Annotated in this window: 16 protein-coding genes; 5 read left to right on the top strand and 11 right to left on the bottom strand. The window is 74.5% G+C overall.

Annotation, left to right across the window (positions count from 1 at the left end; all coding sequences use genetic code 11):
• From VGH76_RS25885 to VGH76_RS25895, 3 genes are read left to right on the top strand one after another with little or no spacing between them, the layout of a single operon-like run.
• Nucleotides 1-2,361 carry a WS/DGAT domain-containing protein gene (locus VGH76_RS25885; RefSeq protein ID WP_331559647.1) on the top strand — a complete coding sequence of 787 codons (2,361 nt, stop codon included), beginning with the start codon at nt 1-3 and terminating at the stop codon, nt 2,359-2,361.
• A 55-nt stretch (nt 2,362-2,416) separates the two neighbouring features.
• Nucleotides 2,417-3,376 carry a DMT family transporter gene (locus tag VGH76_RS25890; RefSeq protein ID WP_331559648.1) on the top strand — a complete coding sequence of 320 codons (960 nt, stop codon included), beginning with the start codon at nt 2,417-2,419 and terminating at the stop codon, nt 3,374-3,376.
• Nucleotides 3,373-4,098 carry an SDR family NAD(P)-dependent oxidoreductase gene (locus VGH76_RS25895; protein WP_331559649.1) on the top strand — a complete coding sequence of 242 codons (726 nt, stop codon included), beginning with the start codon at nt 3,373-3,375 and terminating at the stop codon, nt 4,096-4,098. The genes VGH76_RS25890 and VGH76_RS25895 overlap by 4 nt, the downstream gene beginning before the upstream one ends.
• Nucleotides 4,099-4,111: 13 nt before the next feature.
• Here the strand turns inward: VGH76_RS25895 and dapC are convergent, their stop codons facing one another.
• The 3 genes from dapC to VGH76_RS25910 all read right to left on the bottom strand — a co-directional run bounded on the left by dapC (nt 4,112) and on the right by VGH76_RS25910 (nt 6,595).
• Nucleotides 4,112-5,245 carry a succinyldiaminopimelate transaminase gene (dapC, locus tag VGH76_RS25900; protein WP_414637822.1) on the bottom strand — a complete coding sequence of 378 codons (1,134 nt, stop codon included), beginning with the start codon at nt 5,243-5,245 and terminating at the stop codon, nt 4,112-4,114.
• Nucleotides 5,242-5,562 (bottom strand): ferredoxin, encoded by a 321-nt coding sequence (gene fdxA / locus VGH76_RS25905; protein ID WP_331559650.1) that lies wholly within the window; start codon nt 5,560-5,562, stop codon nt 5,242-5,244. The genes dapC and fdxA overlap by 4 nt, the downstream gene beginning before the upstream one ends.
• 199 nt (nt 5,563-5,761) lie before the next feature.
• On the bottom strand, nt 5,762-6,595 hold the full coding sequence (locus VGH76_RS25910; protein ID WP_331559651.1) for a hypothetical protein: 834 nt from the start codon (nt 6,593-6,595) through the stop codon (nt 5,762-5,764).
• A 98-nt stretch (nt 6,596-6,693) separates the two neighbouring features.
• On the opposite strand from VGH76_RS25910, the gene VGH76_RS25915 reads away from it, so the two are divergent.
• The gene (locus VGH76_RS25915; protein WP_331559652.1) at nt 6,694-7,323 is read left to right on the top strand and encodes a hypothetical protein; all 630 of its coding nucleotides are present in this window, start codon (nt 6,694-6,696) and stop codon (nt 7,321-7,323) included.
• Nucleotides 7,324-7,365: 42 nt separating this feature from the next.
• Here VGH76_RS25915 and VGH76_RS25920 read toward each other — a convergent pair whose 3' ends face one another.
• Genes VGH76_RS25920 through VGH76_RS25930 form a run of 3 tightly spaced genes read right to left on the bottom strand, consistent with a single transcriptional unit; the run spans nt 7,366 to nt 9,346 of the window.
• Nucleotides 7,366-7,755: a hypothetical protein gene (locus VGH76_RS25920; RefSeq protein ID WP_331559653.1), complete on the bottom strand. Its 390-nt coding sequence runs from the start codon at nt 7,753-7,755 to the stop codon at nt 7,366-7,368.
• Nucleotides 7,752-8,621: an N-acetyl-1-D-myo-inositol-2-amino-2-deoxy-alpha-D-glucopyranoside deacetylase gene (gene mshB / locus VGH76_RS25925; RefSeq protein ID WP_331559654.1), complete on the bottom strand. Its 870-nt coding sequence runs from the start codon at nt 8,619-8,621 to the stop codon at nt 7,752-7,754. Before mshB ends, VGH76_RS25920 begins: the two co-directional genes overlap by 4 nt.
• Nucleotides 8,622-8,659: 38 nt before the next feature.
• Nucleotides 8,660-9,346: a maleylpyruvate isomerase family mycothiol-dependent enzyme gene (locus tag VGH76_RS25930; protein WP_331559655.1), complete on the bottom strand. Its 687-nt coding sequence runs from the start codon at nt 9,344-9,346 to the stop codon at nt 8,660-8,662.
• A gap of 251 nt (nt 9,347-9,597) precedes the next feature.
• Between VGH76_RS25930 and VGH76_RS25935 the strand changes: the two genes are divergently transcribed.
• Nucleotides 9,598-9,801, top strand: a complete 204-nt coding sequence (locus VGH76_RS25935; RefSeq protein ID WP_331559656.1) for a hypothetical protein — start codon at nt 9,598-9,600, stop codon at nt 9,799-9,801.
• Nucleotides 9,802-9,949: 148 nt separating this feature from the next.
• Here the strand turns inward: VGH76_RS25935 and VGH76_RS25940 are convergent, their stop codons facing one another.
• The 5 genes from VGH76_RS25940 to VGH76_RS25960 all read right to left on the bottom strand — a co-directional run bounded on the left by VGH76_RS25940 (nt 9,950) and on the right by VGH76_RS25960 (nt 15,860).
• Complete coding sequence (locus VGH76_RS25940; protein ID WP_331559657.1) at nt 9,950-11,011, bottom strand: oligopeptide/dipeptide ABC transporter ATP-binding protein; 1,062 nt, start codon at nt 11,009-11,011, stop codon at nt 9,950-9,952.
• Entirely contained in the window at nt 11,008-12,063 is a 1,056-nt protein-coding gene (locus VGH76_RS25945; RefSeq protein ID WP_331559658.1) for an ABC transporter ATP-binding protein, read from the bottom strand. The genes VGH76_RS25940 and VGH76_RS25945 overlap by 4 nt, the downstream gene beginning before the upstream one ends.
• 8 nt (nt 12,064-12,071) lie before the next feature.
• Nucleotides 12,072-12,917 (bottom strand): ABC transporter permease, encoded by an 846-nt coding sequence (locus VGH76_RS25950; protein WP_331559694.1) that lies wholly within the window; start codon nt 12,915-12,917, stop codon nt 12,072-12,074.
• Between the two features lie 82 nt (nt 12,918-12,999).
• Entirely contained in the window at nt 13,000-13,998 is a 999-nt protein-coding gene (locus tag VGH76_RS25955; RefSeq protein ID WP_331559659.1) for an ABC transporter permease, read from the bottom strand.
• An 86-nt stretch (nt 13,999-14,084) separates the two neighbouring features.
• A complete protein-coding gene (locus tag VGH76_RS25960) occupies nt 14,085-15,860 on the bottom strand; it encodes an ABC transporter family substrate-binding protein (RefSeq protein WP_331559660.1) in 1,776 nt (591 codons plus the stop codon).
• Nucleotides 15,861-15,991 lie beyond the last annotated feature (131 nt).

Below are 15,991 nucleotides of genomic sequence, written 5' to 3' on the forward strand. Positions count from 1 at the left end.
GTGCTGCTGCTCTCCGGCTCGATCGGCGCGGGACACCACGCGGCGGCCGCCGCGGTCGCCGAGGCGATCGGCGCGGCGTGGCCGGAGGCCGAGGTGGTGACGAGCGACGTCCTCGCGGGGATGGGCACCGGCGCCCCGCGGACGTTCTCCGGCATCTACGCCACCTGCGTGCGGGCGCTGCCGTGGCTCTACGGGCTCTACTACTGGCTGCTCGTCCACGTCGGGTTCTTCCGGGCGGGGACGCGGACGGTGCTGGGCCGCTGGAGCGCCCGGTCGATCACGCCCCTGCTTGCCGGCCACCGGCCCGACCTCGTCGTCGCCACCTTCCCCGAGGGGGTGGCGGGGCTCGGTCACCTGCGCCGCACCGGGCGGTTGCCGGCCCGCGCGGTGGTCGTGCCCTCCGACCCGGCGCCCCAGCCGCTGTGGTGCGACGCCGACCTCGACGCCGTGCTCGTGACCACCGAGGAGGCGGCGCGGCGGGTCCGCCGGTCGGCGCCCGGGGCGACGGTGCCCGTGGTCCGGTGGCCGGTGCGCGCGGCGTTCTCGCCGCCCGCCGTCGATCCGGCCCGGAGCCGGCTGCGGGTGCTCGTCGCCGCCGGCTCGTTCGGCTTCGGCGACCTCCCGACCGTGGTGCACGCGGTGCTCGCCGCCGGGGCCGACGCCGTCGTCGCCACCACCGAGGAACCCGTCCGCGCCCGTCTGGACACCGTCGCCGCCGCCCACCCCGGCCGCGTCGAGGTGCACCGCTGGATCGACGACCCGGCCACCGCGACCCGCTCCGCCGACGTCGTCGTCACCACCGGCGGCGGCGCGAGCGCGTTCGAGGCGCTGGCCTGCGCGCGCCCGCTGCTCGTCGTCGACCCGATCCCCGGCCACGGCCGCGACAACGCCCGCCTCCTGCACCGCGCCGGGCTCGCGCGGCTCTGCCGCGGGCCGAGCGACCTTACCGCCGCCCTGCGCCGCCTCGCCGACCCCGACGTCCACGCCGCCCGGGTCGCCGCCCTGCGCGCCCGGGCGCCCGGCGAGGACCTCGCCGCCGCCCTCGCCGGCGTCCGGGGCACGGCACGGATGCGCTCGGAGGACGCGCTCTTCTGGCACGCCTCGACCGAGCGGGTGCCCCAGGTGCTCGGCGCGCGGATCACCATCGCGACGACCGCCAGCGATCCCACCGACTGGCCCGCCCTCGTCGCCGACCGCGTCCGCGAGCGGGCCGCCGCGATCCCGCTCCTGGCGCGCCGACTCGACGAGGCCGGCATCCCGCGGTGGGTGCCGACCGTCCCGGACCCCCACCGGCACCTCGACCTGGTCCTGCACGAGGGCGACGCCGACGCGCTGACCACGGTCCACGTCGTCGGCGCCCCGGTCGACCCGCGCGACGTCGGGTGGCGCCTGACCGTCACGCGCCAGGGCCCCGACCGGGTGTCGGTGCTCGCCGCGGTGCACCACAGCCTCGGCGACGGCCTCGCGGTGACCGACGCCCTGGTGCGCCTGCTCACCGACGAGGGCGCGGGCGTCCCGGTCGGTCGACGGGCCCCGGACTCACCCACCACCGACGACGCCCGGACCCGCCATCGGGACCGGGTCCGGCGCGGTCGGCGCAGCCTCGTCGGGATCGCCGCGCTCGCCCGCGCGGGCGGCGCCCGCCGCGGGGCCCTCGGGGACCGCTCCCGCGGCGGCGCGGCGAGCACCCGGATCGTGAGCCGGGTCCGGGACGCCGCGCAGGTCCGCGCCCTGGCGCGGGCGCTCGGGACGAGCACGACGGTCGTCGTCGCCGCCGCCGTGGCCGAGGCGCTCGCCGCGCCCGGGGCGACGACGGTGCGGGCGATGGTCCCGCTCACGGTGCGGCTGCGCGCCGACGCCGACCACGGACAGACCGGCAACCGCACGGCCGCCGTCGCCGTCGACCTGCCGGTGGCGCCCGGGCCGGTCGGCCGGCGGGTCGCGGCGGTCGCCGCGGCCCTCGAGCGCGGCCGGGCGTCCGGGCAGGCCGAGGGCTCGGCGGCGGTGCTGGCGGTGCTCGGCCGGTTCCCGCGGTGGGCGCAGCGCGGGTTCGCGCACCTCACCTACGGCGGCCGGTTCTTCCACCTCATCGTCTCGGTGATGCCGGGTGTCCGGCGCCCGATCCACATCGGCGGCGGACTGGTGGCCGAGGTCGTCCCGGTGCTGCCGCTCGCCGAGGGCGTCGGCGTGGCCGTCGGGGCGATCGCCTGGGGCCGGACCCTGGGCCTCGGGCTCGCGCTCGACGACGCCATGCTGGGTGACGTCGACCTCACCGAACGTGTGGACGCGGCGTGGGCGGCACTGATTCGTGAAGCGGGTGTTGCGTTCGAGGAGGAGAATGGGGCCCACTCGAAGGGTTGACAGTGACTGACCAGGCCCCCGCACACCCGCGGGGCCGGCACGGAGGCGTATCGCGGTGATCGAAGCCGTCTCGCTGCTGGTCGCCGTCCCCGCCGCCGTCGTCGGGGCCGCCGGTTTCGGCATGGCCAGCGCCGCGCAGCAGCGCGCCACGCACGAGGTCCCGGTGTCCTCGACGCTGAGCCCCCGGCTCGTCCTCGACCTCATCCACCACCCCTGGTGGCTGCTCGGCCTGGTGATGACGGTGCTCGCGCTGGCGATGCAGCTCGTCGCGCTCGCGTTCGGCCCGCTGACGGTCGTGCAGCCGCTGCTCGTCACCGGCGTCGTGTTCGCCGGCGTCTTCTCCGCCCTGCTGCACCACCGCAGGCCGGACCGCTGGGTGCTCGTCGGCGGCCTGCTGACCGCGGCGGGGCTGGCGGCGTTCCTCCTGCAGGCCCGGCCGGTGGCCGGGCCGGGCTCGGAGCACCTCGACGTCACCGACTCCCCGGCGTTCCTGATCACGATCGTCGTGCTGGTCCTCGGGTGCCTGGTCTTCGCAGGGATGTCGAGCCACCCCACCCGGATCCTCGCCCTCGCCCTCGCCACCGGGATCCTCTTCGGGATCACCGCGGCCCTGATGAAGGCCGTCACGACGGCGGTGCGTGGCGGGGTCGGCGAGCTGTTCACCACGCCCGCGCTCTACGCCGCCTGCGTGGTCGGCCCGATGGGCTTCCTGCTCAGCCAGAACACCTTCCAGCAGGGGCGTCTGGTCTCGCCGTCGGTCGCCGTCATCACCACGGCCGACCCCATCGTCGGGGTGTTCGCCGGCATCGCGTGGCTCGGTGAGGACCTCGACACCTCCGCGCCGCTCATCGCGGGGCAGGCGCTCGCCGGCCTCGTCGTCCTGCTCGGGATCGCGTTCGTGACGCTGCGCAGCACGATCCTGCTGCGCCGCGGCGAGGCCCCGGAGGACGCCGCGATCTGGGAACGCCCCGACCCCGCTCCCGAGTCGTCGGCCTCCAGCAGCTGCCCCGGATGACTCCGGACGGCGCGCCCGCCCTGGTGACGGGGGCCTCGTCGGGGATCGGGGAAGCGCTCGCACGGCGGCTCGCCGGGCGCGCGGCGCCGTTGGTGGTGACCGGGCGCGACTCCGACCGTCTCGACACCGTGGCGAGGGCGACCGGCGGCCACGGCGTCGTCGCCGACCTCACGACGACGGCGGGTCGCGCGGCGGTCGTCGAGGCCTGCGGGCAGCGCGGGGTGGGGCTGGTCGTACACGCCGCCGGGATCGGCGCGGCCGGGTCGTTCACGGACGCCGACGAGGCGACGGTGGGCGCGGTGCTGGCCGCCGACCTCGTCGCCCCGGTCCAGCTCACCCGCGCGCTGTGGCCGGCGGTGTGCCGCGCCGGAGGGCACGTGGTGTTCGTGGCGTCGATCGCCGCGCTGGGGGTGGCGGGCGAGGCGGCCTACTCGAGTGCCAAGGCGGGCCTGCGGACCTTCGCGGACGCGCTGCGCCTCGAGGAACCCGGCGTCGGGGTCACGACGGTGCTGCCCGGGGTCGTCGACACGCCGTTCCTCGCGCGCCGGGGCTACGACCGACGGGTGCCCCGCCCGGTGCCCGCCGACCGGGTCGCGGCGGAGACGCTGCGGGCCGTGGAGCACGGCCGGGCGGAGGTGTTCGTGCCGCGCTGGCTGCGGGTGGCCTCGGTGGTGCAGGGCGCGGCGCCGGGGTTCTACCGGAGGTGCGCTCCGCGCTCGTGAGCACTTTCCGGGGCTATAGCCCCGGAAAGTGCTCACGAGCGACGGAGTCGCACCTGTCCGCCGCCGCCGAAATCCGCTCGTCGGACGCCGTCAGCGCCACCCGCACGTGCCGCGCCCCGGCCGGCCCGTAGAACTCCCCCGGCGCCACGAGGATCCCGCGCTCGGCGAGCCACCCCACGGTCTCCCGGCACGGCCGGTCCGCCGTCGCCCACAGGTAGAGGCCGGCCTCGGAGTGCTCGATCCGCAGCCCCGCCCGCTCGAGCGCCGGACGCAGCACGGCCCGGCGCGCGTCGTAGCGCTGCCGGGTCTCGGCCACGTGCGCGTCGTCGGACAGCGCCGCCGTCATCGCCTCCTGCACGGGGCGCGGCACGATCATCCCGGCGTGCTTGCGGACGGCGAGCAGCCCGGCGACCAGCTCCGGGTCCCCGACGACGAAGCCCGCGCGGTACCCCGCGAGCTGCGAGGTCTTCGACAGCGAGTGCACCGCGAGCAGGGAGTCCATCGACCCGCCGTGCACCCGCGGGTCGAGCACCGAGACCGGGTCCGCGCCCGGCGCGGGCAGGCCGAGGTAGCACTCGTCCGACGCCACGACGGCGCCGACCCGGCGCGCCTCGGCGACCCGCGTGGCCAGCGCCTCCACGCCGAGCACCCGCCCGGTCGGGTTGGACGGCGAGTTCAGCCAGACCAGCCGCGTGCCCTCGGGCAGCGGCTCGTCGTCGGCCACCCGCGCCGGGGACGCCCCGGCGAGCAGCGCCCCGACCTCGTAGGTCGGGTAGGCCAGGTCCGGGATCGCGACGACGTCACCCGCGCCCAGCCCGAGCTGCGTGGGCAGCCACGCGACCAGTTCCTTGGATCCGATCGTGGGCAGCACGGCGTCCGCCACGACGCCCTCGGCCCCGTAGCGGCGCTCCAGCGCCTCGACCGCGGCCGCCCGCAGCCGCGGCGTCCCCCAGGTCTGCGGGTAGCCCGGTGAGTTCCAGGCCGCCCGCAGCGCCTCGGCGACGACCGCGGGCACCGGGTCGACGGGGGTGCCGACGGAGAGGTCGACGACGCCGTCGGGGTGCGACCGCGCCGTCGCCGTCTCCGCCGCCAGGCTGTCCCACGGGAAGTCGGGCAGCGACGGGAACCGGATCCCGGGAGCCGTCACTCCCCCTGCGGCGGGAGCTCCGGCACCGGGCCGGCGTCGCGGTCGACCTTGCCGACCTTCGAGGCCCCGCCCGGCGAGCCGAGCTCGTCGAAGAAGTCCACGTTGGCCTGGGTGTAGACCGACCACTGGTCGGGGACGTCGTCCTCGTAGTAGATGGCCTCGACCGGGCACACCGGCTCACAGGCACCGCAGTCGACGCACTCGTCGGGGTGGATGTACATCATCCGACCGCCTTCGTAGATGCAGTCGACGGGGCACTCCTCGATGCACGCCTTGTCGAGCACGTCCACACACGGTTCGGCGATCACGTACGTCACGTCGGCTCCTGCTCCTCGCTCTCGTCACCGTCACGGGGCCCGGCTCGGCCCGCCGGTGGTGGTCGGCGGCACCCGGTCCTGCGACGTCGGTGAAACCGACACGCAGTATCCCGTTCGGCGGCGCGTCGCGCCCGGGCGGGTCGCCTCCCGGACGACGTGGGTGACACCACACCCGACGCGCCCCGCGACGCGGGCCGGATCAGGCGCCGCCCTGCGCCGCCAGCGCGGCTGCCCGCCGCGCCGCCCGCTTCAATCCCGACCGCTCGCTCTTGTACGACGCGAGGGCCCCGACGACGGGCACGTTCGCCAGGGTGCGCCACCACCAGCGGCCCCGGGGACGCCGGTCGAGCTCCTCGTGCAGCCCGAACAGCGAGCGCCCCATCCGCCAGACCGCGGGGGCGAGGGCCCGCAGCTTGCCGTCGTGCTGGTCGCCGCTCGTGGTCGTGAGCTCGGCGGTGAGGTCGCGGGCGTCGCGCTCGACGCCCTCGTCGTGCGGGTCCCCGTACTCCCCCGGACGCAGGTCGCGGCCGAAGAGGACCGTGCCGAGCAGCCGGACCTGGTCGTCGCGCTTGGTCAACCCGTGCTCGCCCGCGATCGCACAGATGACGAGGCCCTGCGCGGCCAGCCCGAGGATGTCCGAGACCGGGAGCCGACGGGCCAGCGCGCCCCCGATCCCCGGGATCGACGCGACCGCGGAGGTGAACCGGCCCACCCGGCCGACCCACCAGTCGTCGCGCTCCTGCGGGGACATCACCGACCAGCGCGGCGTGCCGGGCAGCCGCGAGGTGGCCAGGCGGTCGAGCGCCCGGTGCCGCAGTTTCCGCACCCCACGCCGGATCTTCTGGCCCCGGGTGCGCGCGGGGGTCTCCGGCGGCGGGTCGGCGGGGGCGTTCTCGAGCTGGATCGCCCGCCGTCGGGCGAGCCGCCCGAGCCGGAACGGGTCCGCGTCGCGCAGCCCACCCAGCACCGGTCCGGTCGCCGCGACGAACGGGCGTAGCACGCTGATCATGTACTGGTCGGAGACGTGGGCCATGTCCGCCTCGTTCCCGGTGGGCGTTCCTCCTGAACCGGCCGATCCGTCTGGCTCGCCGCGATGACGCATGTCACAGTGCGGGCCGGGGGGTGGGTGTCGTGACCGGTGGCCCGTGGGCGAACGCGGTGCGCGCGGAGGTGGGCCCGCAGCTGGCCGCGCTCGGCGCCCACTACGGCGCGTGCCGCACCGCCCGGGACGGCACCCGCTCGGTGTCCTGGTGGTTCCCGCCCGGCGGACGGCGACGCGAGCGCCGGCTCGTGTTCCGGGCGCTGGACGGGCGTCTCGACGAGTGGGAGGTCGAGTACGCCGAGCTCGCGGCCGCCGACCACGGCCGGGCGTCGCTGGTGCACGCCTCCCGGGCGGTGCGGGCGCCGCGTGACGGCCTCGGGAACGCGGTGAGCGACCTGCTCGGCGCGGGACTGCCCGGACGCGGCCGGCCCCGGCTCGTCGCCGACGACGGCGGGTCCGGCGTGCCGATCCCGGACGGGCCCGCGCCCGGTCCGCACGCCGCACGGGCCGCCGCCTCGGCGCACCGACCCCCGCCGCCACCGCGGGGCATCCGGATCGCCGACGGGCTGCTCGGGGTGGTCGTGGCGGTCGCGCTGCTGCTGGCGTGCCGGGTCGACATCGATCTGGCGCCCTCGATCGCGTCGTTCGCGGCGCCGCTGCTCGGTGTCTCGGCAGTGTGGACGGTCATCGGGCTGGTCGGCGCCGAGCGTCGTCGCTGAGGGTCGTCGCCGGGTCAGCCGGCCCGGCCCGGGGCGGCCGGGTCAGGCGGACGGGTCCGGGGCAGGCTGCCGCTCCGGGCGCACCGGGCGGGCCGCCACCCACGCGCCCGGCAACAGGCCCGCGCCCACGAGCACGATCGGGCGCCAGTCGGGCGGGAACATCCCCGGGCCCGCCGGGCTCCACAGGCCCGGCACGACCACGACGAGCAGCCACACCACCAACGGCGCGAGCGCGGCACGCGTCCCCGGCCGCGCCCGGTCGGCCGCCCGGACGAGCAACGGCGTCGTCACCGCCGCGACCAGCACCGAGATCGGCGCCGGCACCGGCCCGACACGCAGCGAGAGCCACGCGACCTCGGTCCACGCCAGCAGCGCCGCGTCGAGCACCAGGACGGCGACCGCGATGCCCGCCACGACGGTCCGTGCCCTCACGCCGACAGCGCCTCCAGCGTGCCCGTCGCGTCGACCGGGCCCCGCAGCAGGACGAAGCACTCGGCCCGCAGGACGGGCTGGGCCAGGTCGTTGGAGAGGGCGAACGCGGGCGGCTCGTGCCCGTCGTCGAACACCCGGATCTGCGTCGCGTGCGCCCGCAGCGCGGCGAGCTTGCGCACCCGCGCCGGGCCCAGCGCGACCCGCGCGGTAACGGCCGCGTCCGGCACCGTCGGGAGGTCCTCGACGGGCGGGACGGGCAGCGGCAGCCACGCCCGGCGGCGCAGCGCCCCGAGCCCGGCGGCGACCTCGTCGTGCGCGGCCGCGGTCGCCCAGAGCCCGACCCGCTCCCCCAGGGGATCCACGCGTTCCACCGCGCCGCCCGCGATCTCGTGCGCCCGGACGTGGTCGGGGTGCCCGTAGCCGCCCGCGGCGTCGTAGCTGACGACGACGTCGGGCTCGACCTCGGTGAGCACCTCGACGAGCTGGGCGACCTGGAGGTCGACGTCCGCGCGGCGGGAGAACGCCCCGTCGCCGAGGTCGGCGGGGGCGGCGGCGCGGATGCCGTCGCCGGTGGCGACCATCCCGGAGTCGTGCCAACGACCGCGGCCGCCGAGCAGGCGGTGGTCGGTGACCCCGAGCGCGGCGCAGGCCCGCTCGAGCTCGCCGGCGCGGTGCCCGGCCAGCTCCGCGGCGCCCTCGAGGGACTTCAGCTCCGGCGGGATCACCTCCCCGAGCTCGCCGAGGGTGCACGTCACCAGCGTGACCCCGACCCCCGCCTCGACCGCCAGCGCCATGAGCCCGCCGCAGGTGATCGTCTCGTCGTCCGGGTGGGCGTGGACGAGGACCATCCGACGGGGCAACGGCACGCCGCGCACCCTAGCCGCGGGCGGATCACCCGGCCCGGCTACTCGTGCCGGGCGTCCTCGGGCAGCGCCCCGAGCGTGGCGAAGGCGTCGAGCACCGGCTCGACGTCGCCCGACCGCGTCCAGGACCGCAGCTGGTCCGCCGAGCGACGCGCCAGCAGCGCGCGGGCGAGCTCGAAGTCGGGCGCGGCGAGGACGACGTCCGCCTGCTCGGGGTCGCCGCCGTCGGAGGCCCACGACCAGGTGTCCCCGACGAGCCCGAGGGTGGTGCCCTCGGGCAGGCGGGCGCCGACCCGGGGCGCGAAGCGGTCGCGGATCGCGGCGATCCCGGCGGTGTCCTGCCCGCCGGAGACGCCGAGCGCCCCGCGGAGGTCCTGCTCGTGGATGATCACGTCGCCGAGCGGACGGGTGCCGTGCTCGGCCATCCACGCCCGCAACGGCTCCGCGGTCTCGCGCCACTCGGTGACGAGGTCGGCGACCGAGCGGTCCTCGCGCTCGCGGACCTGCTTGGCGGTCCAGTCGGGGTTGTGGTCGTCGGGCTCGTCACCGGCGACGACGTCGGTGCCCAGCCCGACCATGTGCGAGAACAGGTCCCGCGCGGTCCAGTCCGGGCAGGCGGGGACGGTGGTCGCCACCTGCTCGTCGGTCGCGGCCTCCATCAGGGCGATCACCCGCGCCTGGGCCCGGCTCCACTCTGCTATCTCGTCCTCTGGGGCGATCTCGTCCACGACCGCTCCTGTACCCCGAACCGGCGCGTCGTGATCGCGCCGACCGGCGTGCGGGCGTCGAGAGGACGCTCGTGCACGCGGAGCCGGGCACGGACGGTGCACGAGCGTCCGCTCGGTGTCGTCCCCGGCCGAAACCGGGTCGCCACCGCCGGGACGGCACGCCACCCTGGGGCGGTGATCGAGATCCCGGACGGGCCCGGCGCCGGCTCGCGGAGCGGTTCGGCCCCGGGGTGGCGGCGTGACTCGAGGGGGTGCCCGCGCTGGTCGGGTCCCTGGTGCGGCGCTGGGACCTGCGGCTCGACGGCGCCGTGCTCTCCGGCAACTCCGCGCTCGTCCTGCCCGCCGACCACGGCGTGCTCACGCTGCACCCCGACGCCGGGATCGTGGCCACCGAGGCCGCCGCGCTTGCACACTGGGCGCCCGCCGCGCACGTCGTCGCTCGCCATGCGGGATGAGTGAGCGGCGCCGTTCTCGCGTTGGACGCCAGGAACGTGCCGTTGCTGGCACGGGGCGGGGCGCGCCGACGACGAGTGAACGGCGCCGTGCTGGCGTTGGACGCCAGGAACGTGCCGTTGCTGGCATGCAGGTGGAGGCGGCGGGGACCTACGCGGCCGAGTCGGGGTCGCCCTCCGGGAAGTGGCAGGCGAAGGTGTGCCGCCCGGCCGAGTCGGACGCCCGCAACAGCGGGACCTCGTCGGCGCACCGCTGCTGCGCCTTCGGGCAGCGGGTGCGGAACCGGCAGCCCGACGGCGGGTTCGCGGGGCTGGGGATCTCGCCGGAGAGCACCACCCGGGACTTCCGGCGGCGGCGCTCCGCAGCCGGGTCGGGCAGCGGCACCGCCGAGAGCAGGGCGCGGGTGTAGGGGTGCCGCGGGTTGTCGTACACCGAGGCGGCGGCACCCACCTCGACGACCTTGCCGAGGTACATCACGGCGACCCGGTCGGAGATGTGGCGCACCACCGACAGGTCGTGGGCGATGAACAGGTAGGAGAGCCCGAGCCGCTCCTGGAGGTCCTCGAGCAGGTTGACCACGCCGGCCTGCACCGAGACGTCCAGCGCGGAGACCGGCTCGTCGAGCACGATCAGCCGTGGGTTCGCCGCGAGGGCCCGGGCGATCCCGATGCGCTGGCGCTGTCCGCCGGAGAACTCGTGGGAGTACCGGCTGCGGTGCTCGGGCTTGAGGCCGACCAGGCCCAGCAGCTCCTCGACCCGGGCCCGCAGGGCCGACTCGTCGGGATACACCTTGTGGATGCGCAGCGGCTCGGCGATGAGCTCGGAGACCGGCAGGCGCGGGTCGAGCGAGCCGAACGGGTCCTGGAACACCATCGCGAGGTCACGGCGCATCGGCCGCATCTCGGCAGCCGACAGGCCGACCAGCTCGCGACCGGCATAGCGCACCGACCCGGAATCGGGGCGGACCAGCTGCAGGATCGACCGGCCGGTCGTGGACTTGCCGCACCCGGACTCCCCGACCAGCCCGAGGGTCTCCCCCTCGTCGACGTCGAACGACACCTCGGTGACGGCCTCGACCTTCCCGACGACGCGCCGGACGATGCCCTGGCTGCGGACCGGGAACGTCGTCGTGAGGTCCCGGACCTGCAGCAGGGCGCCGTCGCGGGAGTCCCCGGTCGTGGCCATGGTGGTCTCGGCGGGGGCGGAACTCATGCGGACACCTCGAAATCGTTCCCCGTCGCTTCGCTCGCCCCGCCACGGGCGAAGAGATCGGTCGCGGAGCCGTCAGCGAGGACCTGCCAGCGCCGGCACCGCGTCTCGTGGTCGGCGGCCACCGTCTCCAGGGCGGGCTCGACCTCCCGGCATGCGTCCTCCACCAGCGGGCAGCGCGGCGCGAAGGAGCACCCGGGCGGTAGAGCCACCAGCGACGGCGGGGCGCCCGGGATCGGCTGGAGCCGCCCGCCGAGCTGGTCGACGACGGGCAGCGAGGACAGCAGGCCGACCGTGTAGGGCATCCGCGGCCGCTCGAAGACCTCCTCGGTCGGCCCGGTCTCCACGATCGTCCCGCCGTACATCACCTGCACCCGGTCCGCGGTGCCGGCGACGACGCCGAGGTCGTGGCTGACGAGCACCATCGAGGCGCCCGACTCCACCCGCACCTGGTCGAGGACCTCGAGCACCTGCGCCTGGACGGTGACGTCGAGGGCCGTCGTCGGCTCGTCGGCGATGATCAACCGCGGCTTGTTGACCATCGCCATGGCGATCATGGCGCGCTGGCGCATGCCGCCGGAGAACTCGTGCGGGTACTGCTTCGCGCGCGCCTCGGGCTGGGGGATGTCGACGAGGGCGAGCGCGGCGACCGCGTCCGCCCACGCCTCGTCCTTCGAGACCGCACCGTGGGCGCGGCGCGCCTCGGCGATCTGCCGCCCGACGGTGTGCACCGGGTTCAGCGAGCTCATCGGGTCCTGGAAGATCACCGCGACGTCGGCGCCGCGCAGGCCCCGCAGCGTGTCCTGGCCGGCTCCGATCAGCTCGGTGCCGTCGAAGCGGATCGAGCCGGTGACGCGGGCCGAGCCCGGCAGCAGCCGCGGCACCGCCATCAGCGACACCGACTTCCCCGACCCCGACTCGCCGACGACGCCGAGCACCTCGCCCGCCTCGACGGCGAAGCTCACGCCGCGCACGGCGTGGACGTCGCCCTCCTCGGAGCCGAACGTGACGGAGAGGTCCTCGACCTCGAGCAGTGGCGCTGCGCGATCGCTCATGGGCCGCGTCACCTCCGCGTCTGGCGGGGGTCGAACGCGTCGCGCAGCCCGTCGCCGATGAAGTTGATGGTCAGGGAGATCAGCACGATCGCCACGAACGGGGCCCAGAAGAGCCACGGCCGCGTCGCGAGCTGGGTGTAGTTCTGGTTGAGCACCAGCCCGAGCGAGGTGTCGGGGATGCGGACGCCCAGGCCGATGAACGACAGGGCCGCCTCGGTCAGCACCGCCAACGAGAGCGTCAGCGTCGCGTTGACGACGATCGTCCCGACCATGTTGGGCACGAGGTGCCGGGACACGATCCGCCAGGTCGTGGCCCCGGACGCCCGGGCCGCCTCGACGAACTCGCGCTGGGACAGCGACAGCGATTCCGCACGGGTCACGCGCGCGATCGGCATCCACAGGAAGAAGCCCAGGACCAGACCGACGAGCCACCACGAACCGCCGACGCCGTTGATGAGCACGGCCGCCGCGGCCTGCAGCGGGACGACGAGGAACAGGTCGGTCACGCGGGAGATCGCCGTGTCCGCCCCGCGGCGCAGGTAGCCCGCGAGCGTCCCCATCAGGACCCCGATCACGGTCGCGATGGCGGTCGTCAGCAGCCCGATCTGCAGCGAGAACTGCGACCCCTTCATGACGAGGGAGAACACGTCCGCGCCGACCTGGTCGGTCCCGAAGACGTGCGCCGAGCTCGGGTCTTCGTACGACCCGGCCGACAGGTCGGTGAGCGAGTAGCCGAGGAACGGGGGCGCGAGGTAGACGAAGAGGACGAACAGCACGAAGATCGTCAGGCTCGTCATCGCCGCGCGGTGACGCAGGAAGCGGCGCAGGACGAGCTGCCCCTGCGACAGGAACACCCCTTCCGGCTCGCCGCCGTCCCGTTCCCGGTCGGGCGCCGGGACCTTTCCGGGGTGAGTCGTCCGCGCGACGTCGGTGGTCTCAGCCAAGGCGAATCCTCGGGTCGAGGTAGCTGTACGCGATGTCCGCGAAGAGGTTGAACAGCACGACGATGGTCGCGGTGACGAGCAGCCAGCCCATGAGCATGTTCGGGTCGTACTGCTGGATGGAGCGCACGAGCAGCGAGCCCATGCCGTTCCAGCCGAACACCTGCTCGGTGACGATCGCGCCGCCGAACACCGCGCCGAAGTTGTAGGCGAAGTAGGTCGTCACCGGGAGCAGCGCGTTGCGCAGCGCGTGCCGCAGCACCACCTGGCGTTCGGAGAGCCCCTTCGCCCGCGCTGTGCGGACGTAGTCCTGCCGCATGACCTCGAGCATCGAGGCGCGCTGGAAGCGGCTGTAGGCCGCGAAGCTGATCGCGGCCAACGCGATCGTCGGGAGGAGATAGGTCCCGGTGAACGTGAAGAACATGTGCCCGGGGCTGCCGGTGAACCCGCCGTCGGGGGGACCCGCCGTCGTCAGCCAGCGCTCGCCGCCGAGGTCGATCAGCAGCAGGTTGAACTGGATGCCGTAGGTCTTGAGGATGATCGCGATGCAGAAGACGGGCATCGAGAACAGCACGAACGCGAGCGTGGTCGCGACGTAGTCGGTGACCGAGTACTGCCGCAGGGCAGCGATGGCGCCCACGGCTCCCCCGACGAGCAGCGCGAGGACCTCGGCGATCACGACGAGCCGGATGGTGACCCACAGCGCGTGCATCACCGTCGAGAACACGGGGGCCTGCGCCTGCCCCAGGGCGACGCTGGTGCCCCAATCCCCGGTCAGCACGCCGGTGAGCCAGTTCCACCACCGCACGACCACGGGCTGGTCGAGCCCCAGGGAGCGCGCGGTGGCGTCGATGGCCGACTGGGTGATGCCCGGCCGGGCCTTGAGGGAGGCGAGCGGGTCCCCGGAGCTCGCGACGGCGAGGTACAGCAGGAACGACGCCACGAACAGCACGCCGATCGAGATCAGGACGCGCCGCACGATGTAGGCGGGCACGTGTCACCTCTCATTCGCTGCCGCCCGCGCCGGTCCGGGATCACCGGACCGGCGCGGGCGTGGACAGTGACGGGACGGATCGTCCCCTACTGGCTGACGACCCACTCGTTGGCGTGCAGCGCCGCGCCCAGGTTCGGCTGGTACCACACGTTGTCGATCTTGTCGGTGTAGCCGACCGTGTTGGGCTGGACGTACAGCGGGACCGACGCCACGTCCTGGGCCATCAGCTTGTCGGCCTGCTGCCACTGCTGGAGGTAGCCGTTGGGGTCGAGATTCGACGACCCCTGCGTCATCAGCGCGTCGAGCTGACGGTTCGAGTAGTTCTGGTGGTTCTGTCCTCCGCCGGTCTGATAGATCGACTGGTGGGAGGAGACGAACGGGTCGTTCTGCCAGGCGTACAACGCGACGTCGAAGTCGCCGGACCCGACGCGGGTGTCGAGGAAGTTCGGGTCGTTGTCGTCGACGACCTTCATGCCGGCCTGGCCGCAGGCCGACTGGATCAGCTGCACGGTCTGCTCGCGGCGCGGGACGTTGGTGTGGCTGATCCGGAAGGTCAGCGGCTTGCCGGCCTTGGCGTAGACGCCGTCGGGACCCTTGGCCCAGCCGTCGGCGGCGAGGGTCTGGTTGGCCTGCGCCAGGTTGCCGGTCGCGATCTGGGAGTACGAGTCCTGGTAGCCCTGCTGGGTGGGCAGGAACATCAGGCTCTGCAGCGGGGCGGCGTCGGGCTGGATCCCCTTGATCAGCTTGTCGACGATCTCCTGCCGGGGGACGCACTGCGCGAACGCCTGCCGGACGGCCTTGTCGGCGAACAGCGGGTTCTTGAAGTTCATGTCCAGGTGCTCGTACGACGCCCCCGAGGTCGCCTGGAACTTGACGCCCTGGGCCGCCAGTCCGCGCATCAGGTTCGCGGAGTTGACGTCGGGCTGGTTCGCCGCGACCTGGACCTCGTTGTTCTGCAGCGCCTGCGCCGCCGCGGTGGCGTCGGCGATGTTGCGGTACGTGATGGTCGCGGGGCCGCCCGGAGCGCCCTTCCACGCGGGGTTGCGGGTGAGCTTCACCGACTGGTCCTGCACCCAGCTGTCGAACTGGTAGGGGCCGGACGCGGGCATGACCGACTTGTCGAAGCCGTTCCAGCCGGTGTTCCAGAACTGGGTCAGCTTCGCGAGCTGGTCGGGCGGCGACTGCGGCGTGATCTTGGTGATGTCCGGGATCCCGGTCTTCTGCTCGAGGATGTGAGCCGGGAGCAGGTCGCCGTTGTTCTGGCTGAACAGCCCGATGTAGTCGGCATAGGGCTGGGCGAAGGTCGCCTGGAACGTCGTGTCGTTCAGGCACTGGGCCTGCCCGATGTTGCCGTAGCCGTTGGTGCTCGCGGCGGTGAAGCCGGGGATCTTCCCGCTGCCGGCGAGGTAGGCCAGGTAGAAGTCCTTGCAGTTCCAGGGCTGCCCGTCCGACCAGGTCACGCCCGGCTTGATCTTCCACTGGACGACCTGCGGCGACTTCGAGACCTCGTCGATCCCGTCCATCATGTCGCCGTTGATCAGCGGGGTGCCGTCGTTGTCGAGGACGGTGGCGGCCGCGAGGACCGGGAGCAGCGGGTAGAGGTTGTAGACCGAGTTCGCGGCCGCGGTGTCGTTGTTGTAGGCGGTGTAGGCGGTGTCGGCCGCGACCACCACACCCGGCCCCTGCGCGACCTGGGTGGAGCGGTAGACGTTGCCCTGGCGTCCCTTCGCCTGCGGCGCCTGCGTCGAGCCGAAGCTGTCGCCGCCTCCGCCGCCGCCACACGCGGCGACGAGCGCCAGGAGCGCCGCCGTGCCCGCAGCGAGAATCCAGCGCGACCGACCGCGCCCGGTGATCCTGGTCACCACACCTCCCGGGGATGTTTACCGCGACGAGATCGCCGTCGCCGCGGGCAACGTAAGTGGTTCACACCTCTACCGCCACCCCGGGCTGTTTCCGCAGTGTCACGAGTTGCTCGCCCGGGGTACACGCCGCA

The sequence above is a fragment of the Actinomycetospora sp. genome, assembly GCF_036497585.1.
Classification (GTDB): domain Bacteria; phylum Actinomycetota; class Actinomycetes; order Mycobacteriales; family Pseudonocardiaceae; genus Actinomycetospora.